The sequence below is a fragment of the Streptomyces barringtoniae genome (assembly GCF_020819595.1).
GTDB classification, from domain to species: domain Bacteria; phylum Actinomycetota; class Actinomycetes; order Streptomycetales; family Streptomycetaceae; genus Streptomyces; species Streptomyces barringtoniae.
This window is the reverse complement of record NZ_JAJHNP010000021.1, coordinates 111,256-127,288: the sequence shown is the minus strand read 5'-3', so window position 1 is coordinate 127,288 and position 16,033 is coordinate 111,256. Positions and strand designations below refer to the sequence as shown.

Genomic DNA, 16,033 nt, shown 5'->3' with positions numbered 1-16,033 from the left:
GGCCCGGCCCCCTCGCGGGAAGCCGGGCCTGGGGTCCGTGCCTGGTACGGCCTCAGGAAGCCGCGCTGCGCAGCCTCTGGACGTCGATCTGCTCGGTCTCGTCGTGCGCGGTCAGGTCGATGACCTGGCCGACGCCCTCCGACCGCGCGTCGGCGTCCTTGAACTCGGCCTCGGTCTCCGCCTTGTGCACGGCGAGGGCCTCCTGGCCGACGACGTCGGCGAGATCCTCGTTCTGCACGGAGTCCAGCGCGTCCTTCTGGGTGTCCTTCTGGGTGCCGAAGAAGTCGAAACCGCCCTCGACCACCGGGCGCCGCGCGGGCGCGGCCGGTACGACGGCCACCGCGGTCGGCACCGTGAAGTGCCCGGCGGGCGGCCGGCCCACGGGCTGGGCGGGCTCGGCCGGTGCCATCGGGGCGGCGGCCGCGCGCGCGTGCCCGCCGGCCGCCTCGGGCTGCCCCTGCGCCTCGTCCTCCTGGGCGGCCGGCGCACCGGCCTCACCCGCAGGGGCGCCGGTGGCGTCCGTCACGCCTTCCGGCGCGCCGTCCGTCTGCGCGGCGGAGCCGGCCTCGCCCACGTCGGACCTGCGAACATCGGCCCTGTCCTTCGGAACGGCGCCCGACTCGGCCCTGGCCTCGCCGCCGGTGTCGGGCTCACCCGCCTCGGAAGTGGCCGCCTTCGGGGCCGTATCCACGCAAGCCGCCGCCTCGGAAGAAGCGGGCGTGGCCGTGTCGCCGAAAGCCGCGGCGTCCGTCGCGGAGTCGCTCGTCGCGTCGCCGCCGAACCGGGCCATGGCCGTCAGGGCCCGCTGGTACAGCCGCGCGCCCTCGGGCGAGAACACCGCGCGCGCCTTCGGCTCGTCCCCCGGGTCCGCCCCGGCCCCGGCGGCGTCGGCGGCGGGCTCCTCTGCGGCCTTCACCTCGGCCGACTCCGGCTCCGACTCCAGCTCGGCGCGGCGCGCGGGCGGCAGCGCCGGCGAAGGCGCGGCCGCCTCGATCTCCAGCAGCCGGCGTCCCTCCAGGGCGGTCGCGCGCTCGGTCTCCGCCGTGGCGTACCGGCGCAGCAGGGCCGCGTGCTCGTTGCGCAGGCCGGCCAGCTCCGCGCGCTTGGCGCGCAGCCGCTGCTCCAGCTTCGTGCGCAGCTCGCGCGACTCCTCCAGGTCGGTCTCCAGTTCGGCGACCCGCTCCTCGTACCGCCACTCGTCGCCGGCACGCGCGCGTGTGAGTTCGGCGACCCGCTTGCCCGCCTGTGCGTCCCAGCGGCGCATCACGACCGCTCCGACGACCGCCGTCGCCGCGGCGACCGCTGCCAGTGCGCGCACGACCATGGCCTCGGAGAACACCCAGGGGCCCAGCGCGCAGACGACGGATACGGCGGCGATCGCCGACGGAGGCAACAGCCGGTGCAAAGGAGGTGAATGGCGGTGGCGTCCACGTGGCATGGCCAGAAACTTACCGCGCGTAGGCGAATCGCGGACCCCCGCCCCGTAAAAACACGGCCACAACACCGGCTTCACGCGATGTCAGGCGCAGGGGATCAGTGTGCGACCAGCCGCGTGCTGATCCACTGGAGCGTCCCCGGGATCTCCCGCCGCCAGGTGTTGAAGTTGTGCCCGCCGCTCGGAAGGATGATCGACGAAATCCTGGTCACGTTCGTGTCCTGCACGCTCTTGATGAACTTGAGCGTGTCCTTGTAATTGTGTTCACCGACCTTGCTCGTGGTGACGAGCAGCGACGTCTCGGGCGCGGGCAGGTGCTTGAGCGCCCAGAAGAGGTCGGCACGATTCTGCAGGTTCTTGTTGCCGCGGAAGAGGTCGCCGGTGGTGGGGTCGATCGGCGCCTTGTAGTACGGCGACAGTCCGGCAGCGGCCGCGTACGCCCTCGGGTAGTGCATGGCAATCTTCAGCGCGCAGTAGCCGCCGGTCGAGTCACCGACGATGCCCCAGCTGGCGGGCGTCTTGTCCACCCGGTAGTGGGCCATCACCGAGTCCCGCAGATCCCTGGCAAAAAACGTTTCCGTCTGCGGGCCGCCGGGAACGTCCACGCATTCCGTGTCCCGCGGCGGCGCCACGGCCGGCCGCATCATCACCAGGATCATCGGCTGCATCTTCCCCGCCTTGGCCAACTGCTGTGCCGTGGCCGGATAGTGCAGTTTGTCCACCAGCGCCTGCGCAGTACCGGGATAACCCGTGAGGACGACGGACACCGGGAACTTGCGCGCGCGGTTCTGCGGCTGGAAGTACTCGGGGGGCAGGTACACGAACGCCGGCGCCGCGATGTGGGTCGTACGGCCGAGGATGTCCACCTTCTGAATCTGCCCCGAGACCTGTGGCAAGGCGCTGCCCGTCCCGATGACCCGGGACGTGGAGACCACCTGGATCGGGCCGGTGTTGCCGCCCGCTATGTGGTCGACGACGACGCCCTGGTCCGTCTCCTGGCCGAACAGGTCCGCCCAGCTGGCGTAGAAACCGAAGGCCTGGTTGGCGGCGAGGCCCACCGAGGCGAAGAGCGCCAGCTGCGTGCCGAGCAGCAGGCCGACCCGTCCGCTGACGGCCCGCCAGCTCCGCCGGGCCAGTCGCGGCCACAGCCACACCGTCCCGACGAACAGCAAGACGGCGAGGACGATCGCCAGCATCAGCACTTTGTTGCTCGTGAGACCCATGGGCTGTTACCTGCCTGCGCTTTCCGCCCGATAGCCGCCCACGCTTCGTTGCGAAGGCTTGCCCGGGGCTTTCCTTGGCCTTTGACCCGACTTTCCGGCGGGGAGTGAACCTCTCTCCCCTAGACACCGTCCTAGAGGGCGCAATGTCGCCGGATGCCCGATCGGGCCCGGGTCCAAGGTCTCTCGCAGAACTACGGGATGCGATGTCTGTCAGGATAGATGGGGAAATGTCGGGCGGGGTTCCGAGCCGATCCAGCCGGGCGCGGCGCATACTGCGTGGCCCGCGCCCCGAGGCCGTCCCTGTCCTCGTCGGCAGGGCGGCCGCCCTCGTGGGCGTTCTGGACATTGCCGCGGGTGTGTTCCCGCGCTTCCGTCACAGCCGTATGCACGCCATCGCCGAGGTGCTGCCGGGCTCGTTCGGCCCCTTCGCGGCCGCGCTCTCCGTGAGCTCCGGCGTGCTGCTGCTACTGCTTGCGCACGGGCTCAAACGGTGCAAGCGCCGGGCATGGCGGGCCGCGGTCGCGCTACTGCCGGCGGGCGCGGCGGCGCAGTTCGCGTACCGGCACTCGGTCGTCGGCGTGCTCATCGCCGTGGCCCTGCTCGTGCCGCTGCTGGTCCACCGCGACGAGTTCGCGGCGCTGCCCGATCCGCGCAGCAGGTGGCGGGCGCTCGCGAACTTCGTCCTCATGAGCGCCAGTTCCCTCGTCCTCGGACTCGTCATCGTCAGCGTCCACCCGCACCGGACGATCGGCGACCCGAGCCTGGCCGACCGGCTGACGCACGTCGTCTACGGCCTGTTCGGCTTCGAGGGCCCGGTCGACTACCAGGGCAACACGTCCTGGACCGTCGCCTTCTCCCTCGGCGCCCTCGGCTGGATCACCGCCGCCACCACCATCTACCTGGCCTTCCGCCCCGAGCACCCGGCCGCCCGCCTCACCGAGGAGGACGAGTCCCGCCTGCGGGCCCTGCTGGAGAAGCACGGCCGGCGCGACTCGCTCGGCCACTTCGCGCTGCGCCGCGACAAGGCCGTCGTCTTCTCCCCCAGCGGAAAGGCCGCGGTCACCTACCGCGTCGTCTCCGGTGTGATGCTCGCCAGCGGTGACCCCATCGGCGACGTCGAGGCCTGGCCGGGCGCCATCGAGCGCTTCATGGACGAGGCCAAGGCGCACTCCTGGACGCCCGCAGTCATGGGCTGCTCGGAGACGGGCGGCGAGGTGTGGACCCGTGAGACCGGCCTGGACGCCCTGGAACTGGGCGACGAGGCGGTGGTGGACGTCGCGGATTTCTCGCTCGCCGGACGCGCGATGCGCAACGTACGGCAAATGGTCAAGCGCATCGAGCGAGCCGGCTACGAAACCCGGGTACGGCGTATCCGTGACCTCGGCGACGCCGAACTGGAGCGCATCCGCCGGGCGGCGGAGGACTGGCGCGGCACCGACACCGAACGCGGCTTCTCCATGGCGCTCGGCCGCGTCGGCGACCCCGCCGACGGCGACTGCCTGATCGCCACCGCCCACAAGCAGGACGACGAGCCCGGCGAGTACGGCGACCTGAAGGCGGTCCTGCACTTCGTGCCCTGGGGCAAGGACGGCGCCTCGCTGGACCTGATGCGCCGCGACCGCAGCGCGGACCCCGGCATGAACGAACTGCTGATCGTCGCCGCCCTCCAGGCCGCGCCGAAGTTCGGCATCACCCGGGTCTCGCTGAACTTCGCGATGTTCCGCTCCGCCCTCGCGCGCGGCGAGAAGATCGGCGCGGGTCCGGTGCTGCGCGCCTGGCGCGGGCTGCTGGTGTTCCTCTCGCGCTGGTTCCAGATCGAGTCGCTGTACAAGTTCAACGCCAAGTTCCAGCCGCGCTGGGAACCCCGCTTCGTGGTCTACCGGAACAACGCCGACCTGCCCCGCATCGGCTTCGCCGCCATGCAGGCGGAGGGCTTCGTCGAATTCGCCCTGCCACTCCCGCGCTTCCTGCGCCGGCGCAGGGCGGCCGCCGAGCGCCCCTGCGCGCACTCCGTGGCGGAACGGGATGTCCGCGCGGCCTGAGCGCCCGAGCGGCCTGAGCGCCCGGGTGGTGTGAGGGCCGCGGGACCGAGCGGTGCGGCCAGGACGGGCCCGGGTGGGCGCCCCCTCCAGCACGGGGCTTCCGCCCGGGCCGTCGCGCGTTCCCGGCATGCTCCTGGGCCTACGCTGAACGTATGAAGAACCTCAGCGGGCGCGGCCGGGTGGCCGGCCTTCCGGTATGGGACCGGTGCGCGGTCATGGGTGTCGTCAACGTGACCCCCGACTCCTTCTCCGACGGCGGCCGCTGGTTCGACACGACCGCAGCCGTCAAGCACGGCCTCGATCTCGTCGCCGAGGGCGCGGACCTGGTCGATGTCGGCGGCGAGTCCACCCGCCCCGGCGCCACCCGGGTGGACGAGGCCGAGGAACTCAGGCGCGTCATCCCGGTCGTCCGGGGCCTCGCCTCCGAGGGCGTCGTCGTCTCCGTCGACACCATGCGCGCCTCCGTCGCCGAACAGGCCCTCGGTGCCGGGGCCGCCCTCGTCAACGACGTCAGCGGCGGCCTCGCCGACCCCGCGATGATCCCGGTGGTCGCCGCCGCGGGCGCCCCGTTCGTCGTCATGCACTGGCGCGGCTTCCTCGAGGGCGGCAACGTCAAGGGCGTCTACGAGGACGTCGTCAAGGAAGTCGTGGACGAACTGCACGCACGCGTGGAGGCCGTTCTGGCCGGCGGCATCGCCCATGACCGCATCGTCGTCGACCCCGGCCTCGGCTTCTCCAAGGAGGCCGAGCACGACCTCAGCCTCCTCGCCCACCTCGACCGCCTGCGCGACCTCGGCCACCCCCTGCTCGTGGCCGCCTCCCGCAAGCGGTTCCTCGGCCGTGTCCTCGCCGGGCCGGAAGCGGCGCCCCCGCCGGCCCGGGAGCGCGACGCCGCCACGGCCGCCGTCTCCGCGCTCGCCGCGGACTCCGGCGCGTGGGCCGTGCGCGTGCACGAGGTGCGCGCCACCGCGGACGCCGTGCGGGTCGCACGCGCCGTGGAAGGAGCGCGTACGGCGGGCCCAGCGCCGCTGGAAATGAACGAGCGCGGGGCGCGTGAAGTGGGGAAGACACCGGGCGCCGAGCGAGAGCCCGGGGCGTGCGGAAGCGGGCGCGCGCCCGGCATCAGTGGTGAGCGCGGGGCGGAAGGAGCCCGGTGAGCGCCCCTCATACCGATGTCGAGCAGGTGGAGGCCGCCAACACCGCCTTCTACGAGGCGATGGAGCGCGGTGACTTCGAGGAGGTGTCCTCCCTCTGGCTCACCCCCGCCGACCTGGGCGTGGACGAGGAGTACCACGACCCGGCGGACACCGGCGTGATCTCCTGCGTGCACCCCGGCTGGCCGGTGCTCACCGGCCGCGGCGAGGTCCTCAGGTCGTACGCCCTGATCATGGCGAACACCGACTACATCCAGTTCTTCCTCACCGACGTGCACGTCTCCGTCACGGGTGACACCGCGCTCGTCACCTGCACCGAGAACATCCTCAGCGGCGGCCCCGCCCCCGAGGACGGCGCGGAACTGGGACCGCTGGTCGGCCAGCTCGTCGTCGCCACGAACGTGTTCCGGCGCACACCCTCCGGCTGGAAGCTCTGGTCGCACCACGCCTCCCCCGTCCTGGCGGAGAGCGCCGACGACGAGGAGCCCGGCGCCGACGGGGCGAATCCGGACGACGACCCCCTCTCCTGAGCGGGTAGACGCTCCACAGGAAGCCGAGCAAGAGGAACCAGGAAGTGGTTGGAATCACCTACCCCGGGGTAGAAGCCGCTACCAGCCCATGACACGGCCGGGTTTCCCTGGGGAAACGCTGGATGAACCCTCGTGGTCCTGGCCCGGGCCCACGCCCCGCGGCCCGGCTTTGTCAGTGCCCGCAGGTAGATTCGTCAGAGACCGACGTGCCGCCCGCACGTGGTACGCACCGGTCCTTCCCGACGATTGCAGGAGTGATTCGCGTGGATCGTGTCGCGCTGCGCGGCCTCAAGGCCCGCGGGCACCACGGTGTGTTCCCCAAGGAGCGCGAGGAGGGCCAGACCTTCATCGTGGACCTCGCCCTGGGGCTGGACACCCGGCCGGCGGCGGCTGACGACGACCTGGCGAAGACCGTGCACTACGGCATCGTGGCCGAGGAGGTCGTGGCCGTGGTCGAGGGTGAGCCGGTGGACCTCATCGAGACCCTCGCCGAGCGGATCGCCCAGACCTGCCTGAAGCACGAAGGGGTGAAGGAGGTCGAGGTCTGTGTCCACAAGCCGGACGCACCGATCACCGTCCCCTTCGACGACGTGACCGTCACCATCACCCGGAGCCGAGTATGACCCGATCTTTCCTCCAGGGTCACAGCGACCCGACCGTCCAGCCGGTGCCCGCCTCCGTCGTCGAGAAGGTCGACGCCGCCGACACGACCCTGCAGAACCCGAAGTGGGCCGTCATCTCCATCGGCTCCAACCTCGGCAACCGCCTGGAGACCCTCCAGGGCGCCGTCGACGCGCTCGAGGACACCCCCGGTGTCCGCGTGAAGGCCGTCTCCCCGGTGTACGAGACCGAGCCCTGGGGCGTGGAGCCGGGCAGCCAGCCGTCGTACTTCAACGCGGTCGTGGTCCTCAAGACCACCCTGCCCCCGGCCTCCCTCCTGGAGCGCGCCCACGCCATCGAGGAGGCGTACAAACGCGTCCGCGACGAGCACTGGGGCCCGCGCACCCTGGACGTCGACATCGTCGCCTACGCCGACGTCACCTCCGACGACCCGCAGCTCACCCTGCCCCACCCGCGCGCCCACGAGCGCGCCTTCGTGCTCGCGCCCTGGCACGACGTGGACCCGCAGGCCCAGCTGCCCGGCCGCGGCCCGGTGGCCGAACTTCTGTCGTCCGTCACCCGTGCGGGCGTCGAACCCCGCGAGGACCTGGAACTCCGACTGCCCGAATAGTCGTTAAGGTCAAGACGACTCGAACGACAAGGTCGAGACGACCGCAGTCCGGACCGGTCCGGGGGAGCTGAAGGGACACCGTGAGAGAGCTGCGCATCAGGGTGCTGGCGGGTGTGTTCGTCGTGGCCGGGATCCTGTCCTGGGCGGGCGCTCGCCTCTGGAACTCGATCGGGACCCTCCCCAGCGTCCCCCTGGCCGCCCCCATCGTGCTCGCCCTGATCGCGGTGGTGCTGCTCTCGACGGCGCTCTCGCTGCGCGCCCGCCTCAAGGCCCAGCGTGAGCGCCGCCCCGGCGCCAAGGGCGTCGATCCCCTGATGGCCGCCCGCGCGGTCGTCTTCGGTCAGGCCAGCGCCCTGGTCGCCGCCCTCGTCGCCGGGATGTACGGCGGCACGGGCGTCTTCCTGCTGAAACTCCTCGACATCCCCGCCCGCCGCGACCAGGCCGTCTACGCCGGCTTCTCGGTCCTGGCCGGCATCGGTGTCATAGCGGCGGCCCTGTTCCTGGAGCGGGTGTGCAAGCTCCCGGAGGACGACGACCAGAACCCCCCGGGAGCGGAACCGGCGGCCTGACCGCCGGTCTCCCCCGGCGGACCGCCGGTTTCCCCCGGCAGCGGTTCAGCGCGCCATGATCAGGCTCATGGCCTCGTTCCGCGTCGCCGCGTCCCGCAGCTGACCGCGCACGGCCGACGTTATGGTCTTCGCGCCCGGCTTGCGGATGCCGCGCATGGACATGCACATGTGCTCACACTCGACGACCACGATGACGCCCCGCGGCTCCAGGATCTCCATGAGGGAGTCCGCGATCTGCGTGGTGAGTCGTTCCTGCACCTGCGGCCGACGGGCGTAGACGTCGACCAGGCGGGCCAGCTTGGACAGGCCGGTGATCTTTCCGGTGACGGACGGGATGTAGCCGACGTGAGCGACGCCCCGGAACGGGACCAGATGATGCTCACACGTGCTGTACACCTCGATGTCCTTCACGAGCACCATCTCGTCGTGCCCCAGGTCGAACGTCGTCGTGAGCACGTCCTCCGGCTGCTGCCACAGGCCCGCGAAGATTTCCCTGTAGGCCCGCGCCACCCGCGCCGGCGTCTCCCTCAGGCCCTCCCGGTCCGGGTCCTCGCCGACCGCGATCAGCAGTTCGCGTACGGCATTCTCGGCGCGCTTCTCGTCGAACTCGCCGATGGGACCCTCACCGTCCAGCGTCACCGGGTCGGTCATGTGCTTCCTCGTTCCTGTACCCCTATCGCGTGGCGGCGGCCACGCGTCTGGCTGCGGACATACGAACGCCGCGCCCCCAGGCTAAAACCTGGTGGGCGCGGCGTTCATTCCAGGCCGGTTGGCCGAAACGCGGTCAGCTCTCCGGGCGGTCCTCCGGGGTCTGGTCGGTCACCGGGGCCGACTCCGCGGCCGTGGACTTGACCGTGCTGATCGCCGCCGTCGCGCCGTTCGCACCGTTGGTCAGTGCCAGCTCCTTCGGGGAGAGCACCGGCGGGCGGGTGGACGGGGTACGGCGGGAGGAGCCGGTCCAGGCGGGCCGCGGCGGGCGCTTGACGATCGGGGCGAAGATCTCGGCGATCTCCTCCTTGCCCAGGGTCTCCTTCTCCAGCAGCTGGAGAACGAGCTGGTCGAGCACGTCGCGGTTCTCGACCAGGATCTCCCAGGCCTCGTTGTGCGCGGTCTCGATGAGCTTCTTGACCTCTTCGTCCACCAGCGCGGCGACCTCTTCGGAGTAGTCGCGCTGGTGAGCCATCTCACGTCCGAGGAAGGGCTCGCTGTTGTCGCCGCCGAACTTGATGGCGCCGAGCCGCTCGGTCATGCCGTACTGGGTGACCATCGCGCGGGCCAGGTTGGTGGCCTTCTCGATGTCGTTCGCGGCGCCGGTGGTCGGGTCGTGGAAGACCAGTTCCTCGGCGGCGCGTCCGCCCAGCATGTAGGCGAGCTGGTCGAGCATCTCGTTGCGCGTGGTCGAGTACTTGTCCTCGTCGGGCAGGACCATCGTGTAACCGAGGGCACGGCCGCGGGACAGGATCGTGATCTTGTGGACCGGGTCGGAGTTCGGTGACGCCGCCGCGACCAGGGCGTGACCGCCCTCGTGGTACGCGGTGATCTTCTTCTCCTTGTCGGACATGATCCTGGTCCGCTTCTGCGGGCCCGCGACCACGCGGTCGATCGCCTCGTCCAGCGCTCGGTTGTCGATCAGCTTCTGGTCGCCCCGGGCCGTCAGCAGCGCGGCCTCGTTGAGGACGTTCGCCAGGTCGGCACCGGTCATGCCGGGGGTCCGGCGGGCGACGGCGGCCAGGTCGACGTCGGGCGCGACCGGCTTGCCCTTCTGGTGGACCTTGAGGATCTCCAGGCGGCCCTGCAGGTCCGGCGGGTCGACCGCGATCTGGCGGTCGAAGCGGCCGGGGCGGAGCAGTGCCGGGTCGAGGATGTCCGGGCGGTTCGTGGCGGCGATGAGGATCACGCCGCCCTTGACGTCGAAGCCGTCCATCTCGACGAGCAGCTGGTTCAGGGTCTGCTCGCGCTCGTCGTGACCACCGCCGAGGCCGGCGCCGCGGTGGCGGCCGACCGCGTCGATCTCGTCGACGAAGACGATCGCCGGGGCGTTCGCCTTGGCCTGCTCGAACAGGTCGCGCACTCGGGAGGCACCGACACCGACGAACATCTCGACGAAGTCGGAACCGGAGATCGAGTAGAAGGGGACGCCCGCCTCGCCGGCCACGGCGCGCGCGAGGAGCGTCTTGCCGGTACCCGGACGGCCGTAGAGCAGCACGCCCTTGGGGATCTTGGCGCCGACGGCCTGGAACTTGGCCGGCTCCTGCAGGAACTCCTTGATCTCGTGGAGCTCCTCGACGGCCTCGTCGCAGCCGGCGACGTCGGAGAAGGTCGTCTTCGGGGTGTCCTTGGTGATGAGTTTGGCCTTGGACTTGCCGAAGTTCATCACCCGGGAGCCGCCGCCCTGCATCTGGTTCATCAGAAACAGGAAGACGACCACGATGAGGACGAAGGGCAGCAGGGAGAGCAGGACGCCGACGAACGGGTTCTGCTTGGACGGCGAGACCGTGTAGCCGTCCGGGATCTGCTTGTCCTGGTACTTGGTCTGCAGCTGACCGGCGATGGTCACGCCCTGGTCGCCGATGTAGCTCGCCTGGATCTTCGAGCTGCCGTCGACCTTCTGGCCGTCCTTGAGGGTGACCTTGATGGTCTGCTCGTCGCCGGTGGTGAGCTTGGCCGACTGGACCCTGTTGTCATTGATCGCCGCGACGACCTGGCCGGTGTCCACCGTCTTGTAGCCGCCGGACGAGCCGACGACCTGCATCAACACGACCACGGCAAGGACGGCCAGCACGATCCACATGACCGGCCCACGGAAGTATCGCTTCACGTCCATCCATACGGAGCGGTGCCGCCCCGTCCCTCCTGCCATAGTGAGTTTGATAAGACAGTTCTTCTGACGGTACCCCAGCGCGATGGTCCGAAGCCGCACGAAGTCCGCTTCGAGGGCTGGGGAGCCCGTCTCTGCATGCTTCAACGGCCCGGAACCCGCCGGGGTTCCCGATCGTCCTACAAGGCTTGAGCCGAGTGGCTCACACCACCCGGTGCGGCTCAGCCGCCGTAGACATGAGGCGCGAGCGTACCGACGAACGGCAGGTTCCGGTACTTCTCGGCGTAGTCGAGGCCGTAGCCGACGACGAACTCGTTGGGGATGTCGAAGCCGACCCACTCGACGTCGATGGCGACCTTGGCGGCATCCGGCTTGCGCAGCAGCGTGCACACCTTCAGGGAGGCGGGCTCGCGGGAGCCGAGGTTGTTGATCAGCCAGGACAGGGTCAGGCCGGAGTCGATGATGTCCTCGACGATCAGGACGTGCTTGCCCTTGATGTCGGTGTCGAGGTCCTTGAGGATCCGCACGACACCGGAGGACTGGGTGCCCGCGCCGTAGGAGGACACGGCCATCCAGTCCATGGTGACGGGGGTGGACAGCGCCCGGGCGAGGTCGGCCATGACCATCACCGCGCCCTTGAGGACGCCGACGATCAGCAGGTCCTTGCCCGCGTACTCCGCGTCGATCTTCGCGGCCAGCTCGGCCAGCTTCGCGTCGATCTCTTCCTTGGTGATGAGCACCTGCTGGAGGTCGGCACCCATGTCTTTCGCGTCCACCCGCATCACTTTCGGTCGTCCCGCACTTACGGCCGTAGGTCACGGCCACCGGCTGCCCGGACCGGCCGCCGGAGGGTCGCTCCGCGGGGCCTGGATTCAGCCTTGCCGAATCACCAGTCTGCCACCCTGCCGCTGGGCGACGACTTTGCCCGGGAGATTGATGGCTCCCTGGCCGCGCCAGCCGGTGATCAGGCGGTCGACTTCCTCGATGTGGCGGGCGAACAGCGAACCGGCCGGGGCGCCGGCCTCGATGGCGGCGCGGCGCAGGATGCGGCGGCGTACGGCGGGCGGGAGGGCGTACAGCTTGGCGCACTCCAGCAGGCCTGCGGCATCGCGTACGGAGGCCTCGACCTGGCTGGCCCAGGCGTCGAGGGCGTCGGCGTCGTCGCGGGAGAGCTGGGCGGTGCGGGCGAGCGCCTCCACGACGCCTTTGCCGAGGGCCTTCTCCAGGGCGGGCAGGCCTTCGTGCCGCAGCCGGGAGCGGGTGTAGGCCGGGTCGGCGTTGTGAGGATCGTCCCAGACGTGGAGGGACTGGACCATGCAGGCCTTGCGGGCGGTCTGCCGGTCGAGCGCCAGGAAGGGGCGCCGGTAACGGCCGCCGGCCCCCGAGACCGCGGCCATACCGGACAGGGAGCGGATGCCGGAGCCGCGGGCGAGGCCGAGCAGGACGGTTTCGGCCTGGTCGTCGCGGGTGTGGCCGAGCAGGACGGCGGTGGCGCCGTGGCGTTCGGCGACGGCGTCGAGGGCGGCGTAGCGGGCGTCGCGGGCGGCGGCTTCGGGTCCGCCGTCGCGGCCTACGGTCACGGCGACGGACTCGACCGGGTCGAGGCCGAGTTCGCGCAGGCGCAGGACGACCTCGTCGGCGCGGAGGTCGGAGCCGGGCTGGAGACCGTGGTCGACGGTGACGCCCCCGGCGCGGATGCCGAGCTTGGGCGCTTCGAAGGCGAGGGCGGAGGCGAGGGCCATGGAGTCGGCGCCGCCGGAGCACGCGACGAGCACGAGCGGGGAGGGGAGCCGCTCGGCTGTCCGGTCCGGGTGCGTGCCGAAGGCCTGCCGGCCGGGCTCGCCGGAGCTCTGCCGGCCGAGTTCGCGGTAGGGCTGGCGGCCCGGGCCGCCGGAGGTGTGGTGGTCGTCGAGGATGTCGTGGAGGACGCGGCGGACCGCCAGGCGTATCGCCGCGACCGCAGGATGGGGACCCATGTCCGGTTCCCTTCATGAAGTTTTCGGGGGGTGAGCCCGAGTCGGTCACTCAGAGTGTGTAGATGGTGACAGAAGCGGGCGGTTCCCCGAGCATTGCACGCCTACGCATGGCTCACGGTCCCTCGGACGGGTGATTGAAGGGGCGTTCGCCTGCCGTCGGCCGGATTCGCTTCACGACGTGTCCATGCCGTTCACGACTCGGCCTTGCGGTGCACCCGTGCGACCCAGTCCGCCGGTTTGGCGATCTCCGCCTTCGTGGGCAGGGTGTTGGGCGAGGTCCACACGCGGTTGAAACCGTCGATGCCGACCTGTTCGACGACGGCCCGGACGAACCGTTCGCCGTCCCGGTACTGCCTCAGTTTGGCATCCAGACCCAGCAGTTTGCGCAGGGCGAGGTCGAGGCGGGAGGCGCCCTTGGCGCGGCGCTGCTGGAACTTCTCGCGGATCTCCGCCACGGTCGGTACGACGCTGGGGCCGACGCCGTCCATGACGTAGTCGGCGTGGCCCTCCAGCAGGGACATCACGGCGGTGAGGCGGGCGAGGATCTCGCGCTGGGCGGGGGTCTGCACCAGTTCCACGAAGGAACGGCCGCCGTCCTCCTCCTCGCCCTCGGGGCGGCCTCCGGCGAGGGACTGGGCGGCTTCCCTGATGCGCTCCAGGAAGGTCATCGGGTCGACGTCGGTCTCCGCCAAGAACGACTGGATTTCGCCCTCCAGGTGGTCGCGCAGCCAGGGCACGGCCGTGAACTGGGTGCGGTGGGTCTCCTCGTGCAGGCACACCCACAGGCGGAAGTCGTGCGGCTGGACGTCGAGTTCGCGCTCGACGTGGACGATGTTCGGCGCGACGAGGAGGAGCCGGCCGCCGCCGTTCTCGCCGGCCGGGAGGTCGCGGGTGGCGGGGGCGAAGGTCTCGTACTGGCCGAGGACGCGGGAGGACAGGAACGACAGCAGCATGCCGAGTTCCACTCCGGTGACCTTGCCGCCGACGGTGCCGAGGACGGCGCTGCCGGGGCTGCCCGCGCGCCGTTCCTGCATCTTCTCCAGCAGCGGCCTGAGGATCTCGCGGAAACCGGCGACGTTGGCGCGGACCCAGCCGGGGCGGTCGACCACCAGGACGGGCGTGTCGTGGATGTCGTCGATGCCCATACGAGTGAAGCCCCGGACGTGTTCCTCCGAGGCCTTGGCGTGCCGGCGCAGCTCCGCGACGACGGCGCGTGCCTCGTCGCGGCTGACGTCAGGGCCCGGTCGTACGAGCCGTGTCGCGGTCGCCACCGCGAGGTTCCAGTCGACCATCCCGGGAGATGCGGTGCCACCGAAGCCAGTCATGTCGTCAACCGTACGGGAACGTTCCCACCAGGGGCAGGCCATGAGGGTGGGCGGGGGCAGGCGGCGTCGGGCGCTGCGCACGGCGGTTCATCCGCAGCCGCACCCCGCCAGTGCCGTGGCCGTCCTGTCCAGGGCCGACTCGGCCCCCAGGGGGTCCGTCGTGCCGGAGGCCATGAAGGCGAAGGCCAGCAGCCGGCCGTCGGCGTCCACGACGGTGCCGGCGAGGGTGTTCACGCCGGTCAGGGTGCCGGTCTTGGCGCGTACGACGCCCGCCGCGCTGTCGGTGGTGTAGCGGTCGGCCAGGGTGCCGGTGAAGCCGGCCACGGGCAGGCCGGTGAGGACGGGGCGCAGGCCGGGGCGGCCGGGGTCGCCGGCCGTGACCAGGAGGGCGGTGAGGAGGTCGGCGGTGAGCCGGTCGTCGCGGTCGAGTCCGCTGCCGTCGTGGAAGGAGGCGCCGGACATCGGCAGGCCCAGCTTGGTCAGCCGGGCGGAGATCGCCCTGGCGCCGCCGTCGAAGCTGCCGGGTTCGCCGCTGGTGAGGGCGGTCTGGCGGGCCAGGGCCTCGGCGATGTCGTTGTCGCTGTTGGTCAGCATGCGCTCGACCACCTCGGACAGCGGGGGCGAGGAGACGGTGGCGAGGGTCTGCGCGCGCGTGCTGGCCTTGGAGGGGCCGGGGGACGTGGTGGTGATGCCGGCGTCCTTCAGGAAGCCCGCGAACTTGCCCGCCGCGTCCTTCGCCGGGTCGCTCACGCGGGGCGCCGGACCGCTGCTGGAGCCGTCGGTGCGGCCCTCGTCGGCCATCAGGGCGCTGACCGGCGCGAGGTTGTCGTTGACGCCGATGGGGTGCAGGGCGGGGCCGGAGTACAGGGTCGTGTCGTAGGAGAGCGTGACCTTGCGGATGCCGCGCTTGTGGAGCGCCTTGGCGGTGTCCGCCGCCAGCTCGCGCAGGCCGGCCCAGCCTTCCCCGCTCCCGGCTTCGCCCGAGCGGGAGGTGCCCGCAGCCTTCGCGCGGGCGGTGAGGGTGGGGTCGCCGCCGCCGACCAGGACGAGTTCGCCGGTGTCGGGTTCCAGGGCGGCGCGGGTGGTGAACCGGTGGTCGGGGCCCAGGGCGGACAGGGCGGCGACGGCTGTGGCGATCTTGGTGGTGGAGGCGGGGGTGAGGGCCTTGCCGGCGTCGGTGCCGTACAGACGCCTGCCCGTGGCCACGTCGACGACGGCGGCCGCGTGGGTGCCGCCCAGCGCGGAGGCGCCCAGGAGGGGCCTCAGGACGTCGGAGAGGGGTTTCCCGCCCGGCGCGGCCTTCTTGGTGTCGACGGCGCTCGTCGCGCCGTCCAGTCCCATCAGGACGGGTGCTGCGCTCGGCGCGGGCCGGGGTGTCCCCGCCGTCGTGCCGGACCGGCCGTGATCTGCGCCACCTGTCCGCTCCAGGGCGGCGGCCCGGTCCCGCTCGGCCGTACGCTGACCGTCGGCGTCCCAGGGGCCGGCCGTGGTCACCACACCGGCGGCCAGCAGCAGGCCGGCGGTGGCGGCGCCCGCGGTGTACTGCCAGGTCTGCACGGCCCGTGGCCGCGGCGGGTGCAGGAGGGCCCGCGTCAACCGCGCGACCCGCGGCCTCGCGGCCGCCCCGGCCCGCGCCAGACGTGGTCGTACGGCGTTCGCGATCCGCTCAACCCGCGGTCTCGCGGCCCGCCAAGGCCTCAGCTCTGGCACGACCACCAGCCCCTTTCGCG

Annotated in this window: 14 protein-coding genes; 6 read left to right on the top strand and 8 right to left on the bottom strand. The window is 71.4% G+C overall.

Features of this window, described 5'->3' with window-relative positions:
• Positions 1-52: 52 nt before the first annotated feature.
• The gene (locus tag LMU33_RS31735; RefSeq protein WP_228624228.1) at positions 53-1,438 is read right to left on the bottom strand and encodes a hypothetical protein; all 1,386 of its coding nucleotides are present in this window, start codon (positions 1,436-1,438) and stop codon (positions 53-55) included.
• 95 nt (positions 1,439-1,533) lie between these two features.
• On the bottom strand, positions 1,534-2,658 hold the full coding sequence (locus LMU33_RS31730; protein ID WP_228624227.1) for an alpha/beta hydrolase: 1,125 nt from the start codon (positions 2,656-2,658) through the stop codon (positions 1,534-1,536).
• Positions 2,659-2,885: 227 nt separating this feature from the next.
• Here LMU33_RS31730 and LMU33_RS31725 point away from each other — a divergent pair, with 227 nt between their 5' ends.
• The 6 genes from LMU33_RS31725 to LMU33_RS31700 all read left to right on the top strand — a co-directional run bounded on the left by LMU33_RS31725 (position 2,886) and on the right by LMU33_RS31700 (position 8,184).
• Entirely contained in the window at positions 2,886-4,700 is a 1,815-nt protein-coding gene (locus tag LMU33_RS31725; RefSeq protein WP_228624226.1) for a phosphatidylglycerol lysyltransferase domain-containing protein, read from the top strand.
• Between the two features lie 152 nt (positions 4,701-4,852).
• A complete protein-coding gene (gene folP, locus LMU33_RS31720) occupies positions 4,853-5,857 on the top strand; it encodes a dihydropteroate synthase (protein WP_228624225.1) in 1,005 nt (334 codons plus the stop codon).
• Positions 5,854-6,384 carry a nuclear transport factor 2 family protein gene (locus LMU33_RS31715; protein ID WP_228624224.1) on the top strand — a complete coding sequence of 177 codons (531 nt, stop codon included), beginning with the start codon at positions 5,854-5,856 and terminating at the stop codon, positions 6,382-6,384. The genes folP and LMU33_RS31715 overlap by 4 nt, the downstream gene beginning before the upstream one ends.
• A 263-nt stretch (positions 6,385-6,647) precedes the next feature.
• A complete protein-coding gene (folB, locus tag LMU33_RS31710; RefSeq protein WP_228624223.1) occupies positions 6,648-7,007 on the top strand; it encodes a dihydroneopterin aldolase in 360 nt (119 codons plus the stop codon).
• Positions 7,004-7,615, top strand: a complete 612-nt coding sequence (gene folK / locus LMU33_RS31705) for a 2-amino-4-hydroxy-6-hydroxymethyldihydropteridine diphosphokinase (RefSeq protein WP_228624222.1) — start codon at positions 7,004-7,006, stop codon at positions 7,613-7,615. Before folB ends, folK begins: the two co-directional genes overlap by 4 nt.
• 80 nt (positions 7,616-7,695) lie before the next feature.
• Positions 7,696-8,184: a DUF3180 domain-containing protein gene (locus tag LMU33_RS31700; RefSeq protein ID WP_228624221.1), complete on the top strand. Its 489-nt coding sequence runs from the start codon at positions 7,696-7,698 to the stop codon at positions 8,182-8,184.
• A gap of 45 nt (positions 8,185-8,229) precedes the next feature.
• On the opposite strand, the gene folE is transcribed toward LMU33_RS31700, so the two are convergent.
• From folE to dacB, 6 genes are all read right to left on the bottom strand, one after another.
• Positions 8,230-8,835: a GTP cyclohydrolase I FolE gene (gene folE, locus LMU33_RS31695; protein WP_228624220.1), complete on the bottom strand. Its 606-nt coding sequence runs from the start codon at positions 8,833-8,835 to the stop codon at positions 8,230-8,232.
• Positions 8,836-8,968: 133 nt separating this feature from the next.
• A complete protein-coding gene (gene ftsH / locus LMU33_RS31690; RefSeq protein WP_228624219.1) occupies positions 8,969-11,008 on the bottom strand; it encodes an ATP-dependent zinc metalloprotease FtsH in 2,040 nt (679 codons plus the stop codon).
• A gap of 215 nt (positions 11,009-11,223) precedes the next feature.
• A complete protein-coding gene (gene hpt / locus LMU33_RS31685) occupies positions 11,224-11,784 on the bottom strand; it encodes a hypoxanthine phosphoribosyltransferase (protein ID WP_031165039.1) in 561 nt (186 codons plus the stop codon).
• 90 nt (positions 11,785-11,874) lie between these two features.
• Positions 11,875-12,978 carry a tRNA lysidine(34) synthetase TilS gene (tilS, locus tag LMU33_RS31680; RefSeq protein WP_228624218.1) on the bottom strand — a complete coding sequence of 368 codons (1,104 nt, stop codon included), beginning with the start codon at positions 12,976-12,978 and terminating at the stop codon, positions 11,875-11,877.
• A gap of 191 nt (positions 12,979-13,169) precedes the next feature.
• A complete protein-coding gene (locus LMU33_RS31675; RefSeq protein ID WP_228624217.1) occupies positions 13,170-14,303 on the bottom strand; it encodes an Rv3626c family coenzyme F420 biosynthesis-associated protein in 1,134 nt (377 codons plus the stop codon).
• 87 nt (positions 14,304-14,390) lie between these two features.
• The gene (dacB, locus tag LMU33_RS31670) at positions 14,391-16,019 is read right to left on the bottom strand and encodes a D-alanyl-D-alanine carboxypeptidase/D-alanyl-D-alanine endopeptidase (RefSeq protein ID WP_228624216.1); all 1,629 of its coding nucleotides are present in this window, start codon (positions 16,017-16,019) and stop codon (positions 14,391-14,393) included.
• Between the last annotated feature and the right edge of the window lie 14 nt (positions 16,020-16,033).

Bases quoted from the DNA above. Each gene is read 5' to 3' on its own strand.
- folK (WP_228624222.1), top strand. From the start codon at position 7,004: ATGACCCGATCTTTCCTCCAGGGTCACAGCGACCCGACCGTCCAGCCG.
- LMU33_RS31725 (WP_228624226.1), top strand. From the start codon at position 2,886: ATGTCGGGCGGGGTTCCGAGCCGATCCAGCCGGGCGCGGCGCATACTG.
- folE (WP_228624220.1), bottom strand. From the start codon at position 8,835: ATGACCGACCCGGTGACGCTGGACGGTGAGGGTCCCATCGGCGAGTTC.
- ftsH (WP_228624219.1), bottom strand. From the start codon at position 11,008: ATGGACGTGAAGCGATACTTCCGTGGGCCGGTCATGTGGATCGTGCTG.
- tilS (WP_228624218.1), bottom strand. From the start codon at position 12,978: ATGGGTCCCCATCCTGCGGTCGCGGCGATACGCCTGGCGGTCCGCCGC.
- LMU33_RS31675 (WP_228624217.1), bottom strand. From the start codon at position 14,303: ATGACTGGCTTCGGTGGCACCGCATCTCCCGGGATGGTCGACTGGAAC.
- hpt (WP_031165039.1), bottom strand. From the start codon at position 11,784: ATGCGGGTGGACGCGAAAGACATGGGTGCCGACCTCCAGCAGGTGCTC.
- LMU33_RS31730 (WP_228624227.1), bottom strand. From the start codon at position 2,658: ATGGGTCTCACGAGCAACAAAGTGCTGATGCTGGCGATCGTCCTCGCC.
- LMU33_RS31735 (WP_228624228.1), bottom strand. From the start codon at position 1,438: ATGCCACGTGGACGCCACCGCCATTCACCTCCTTTGCACCGGCTGTTG.
- folP (WP_228624225.1), top strand. From the start codon at position 4,853: ATGAAGAACCTCAGCGGGCGCGGCCGGGTGGCCGGCCTTCCGGTATGG.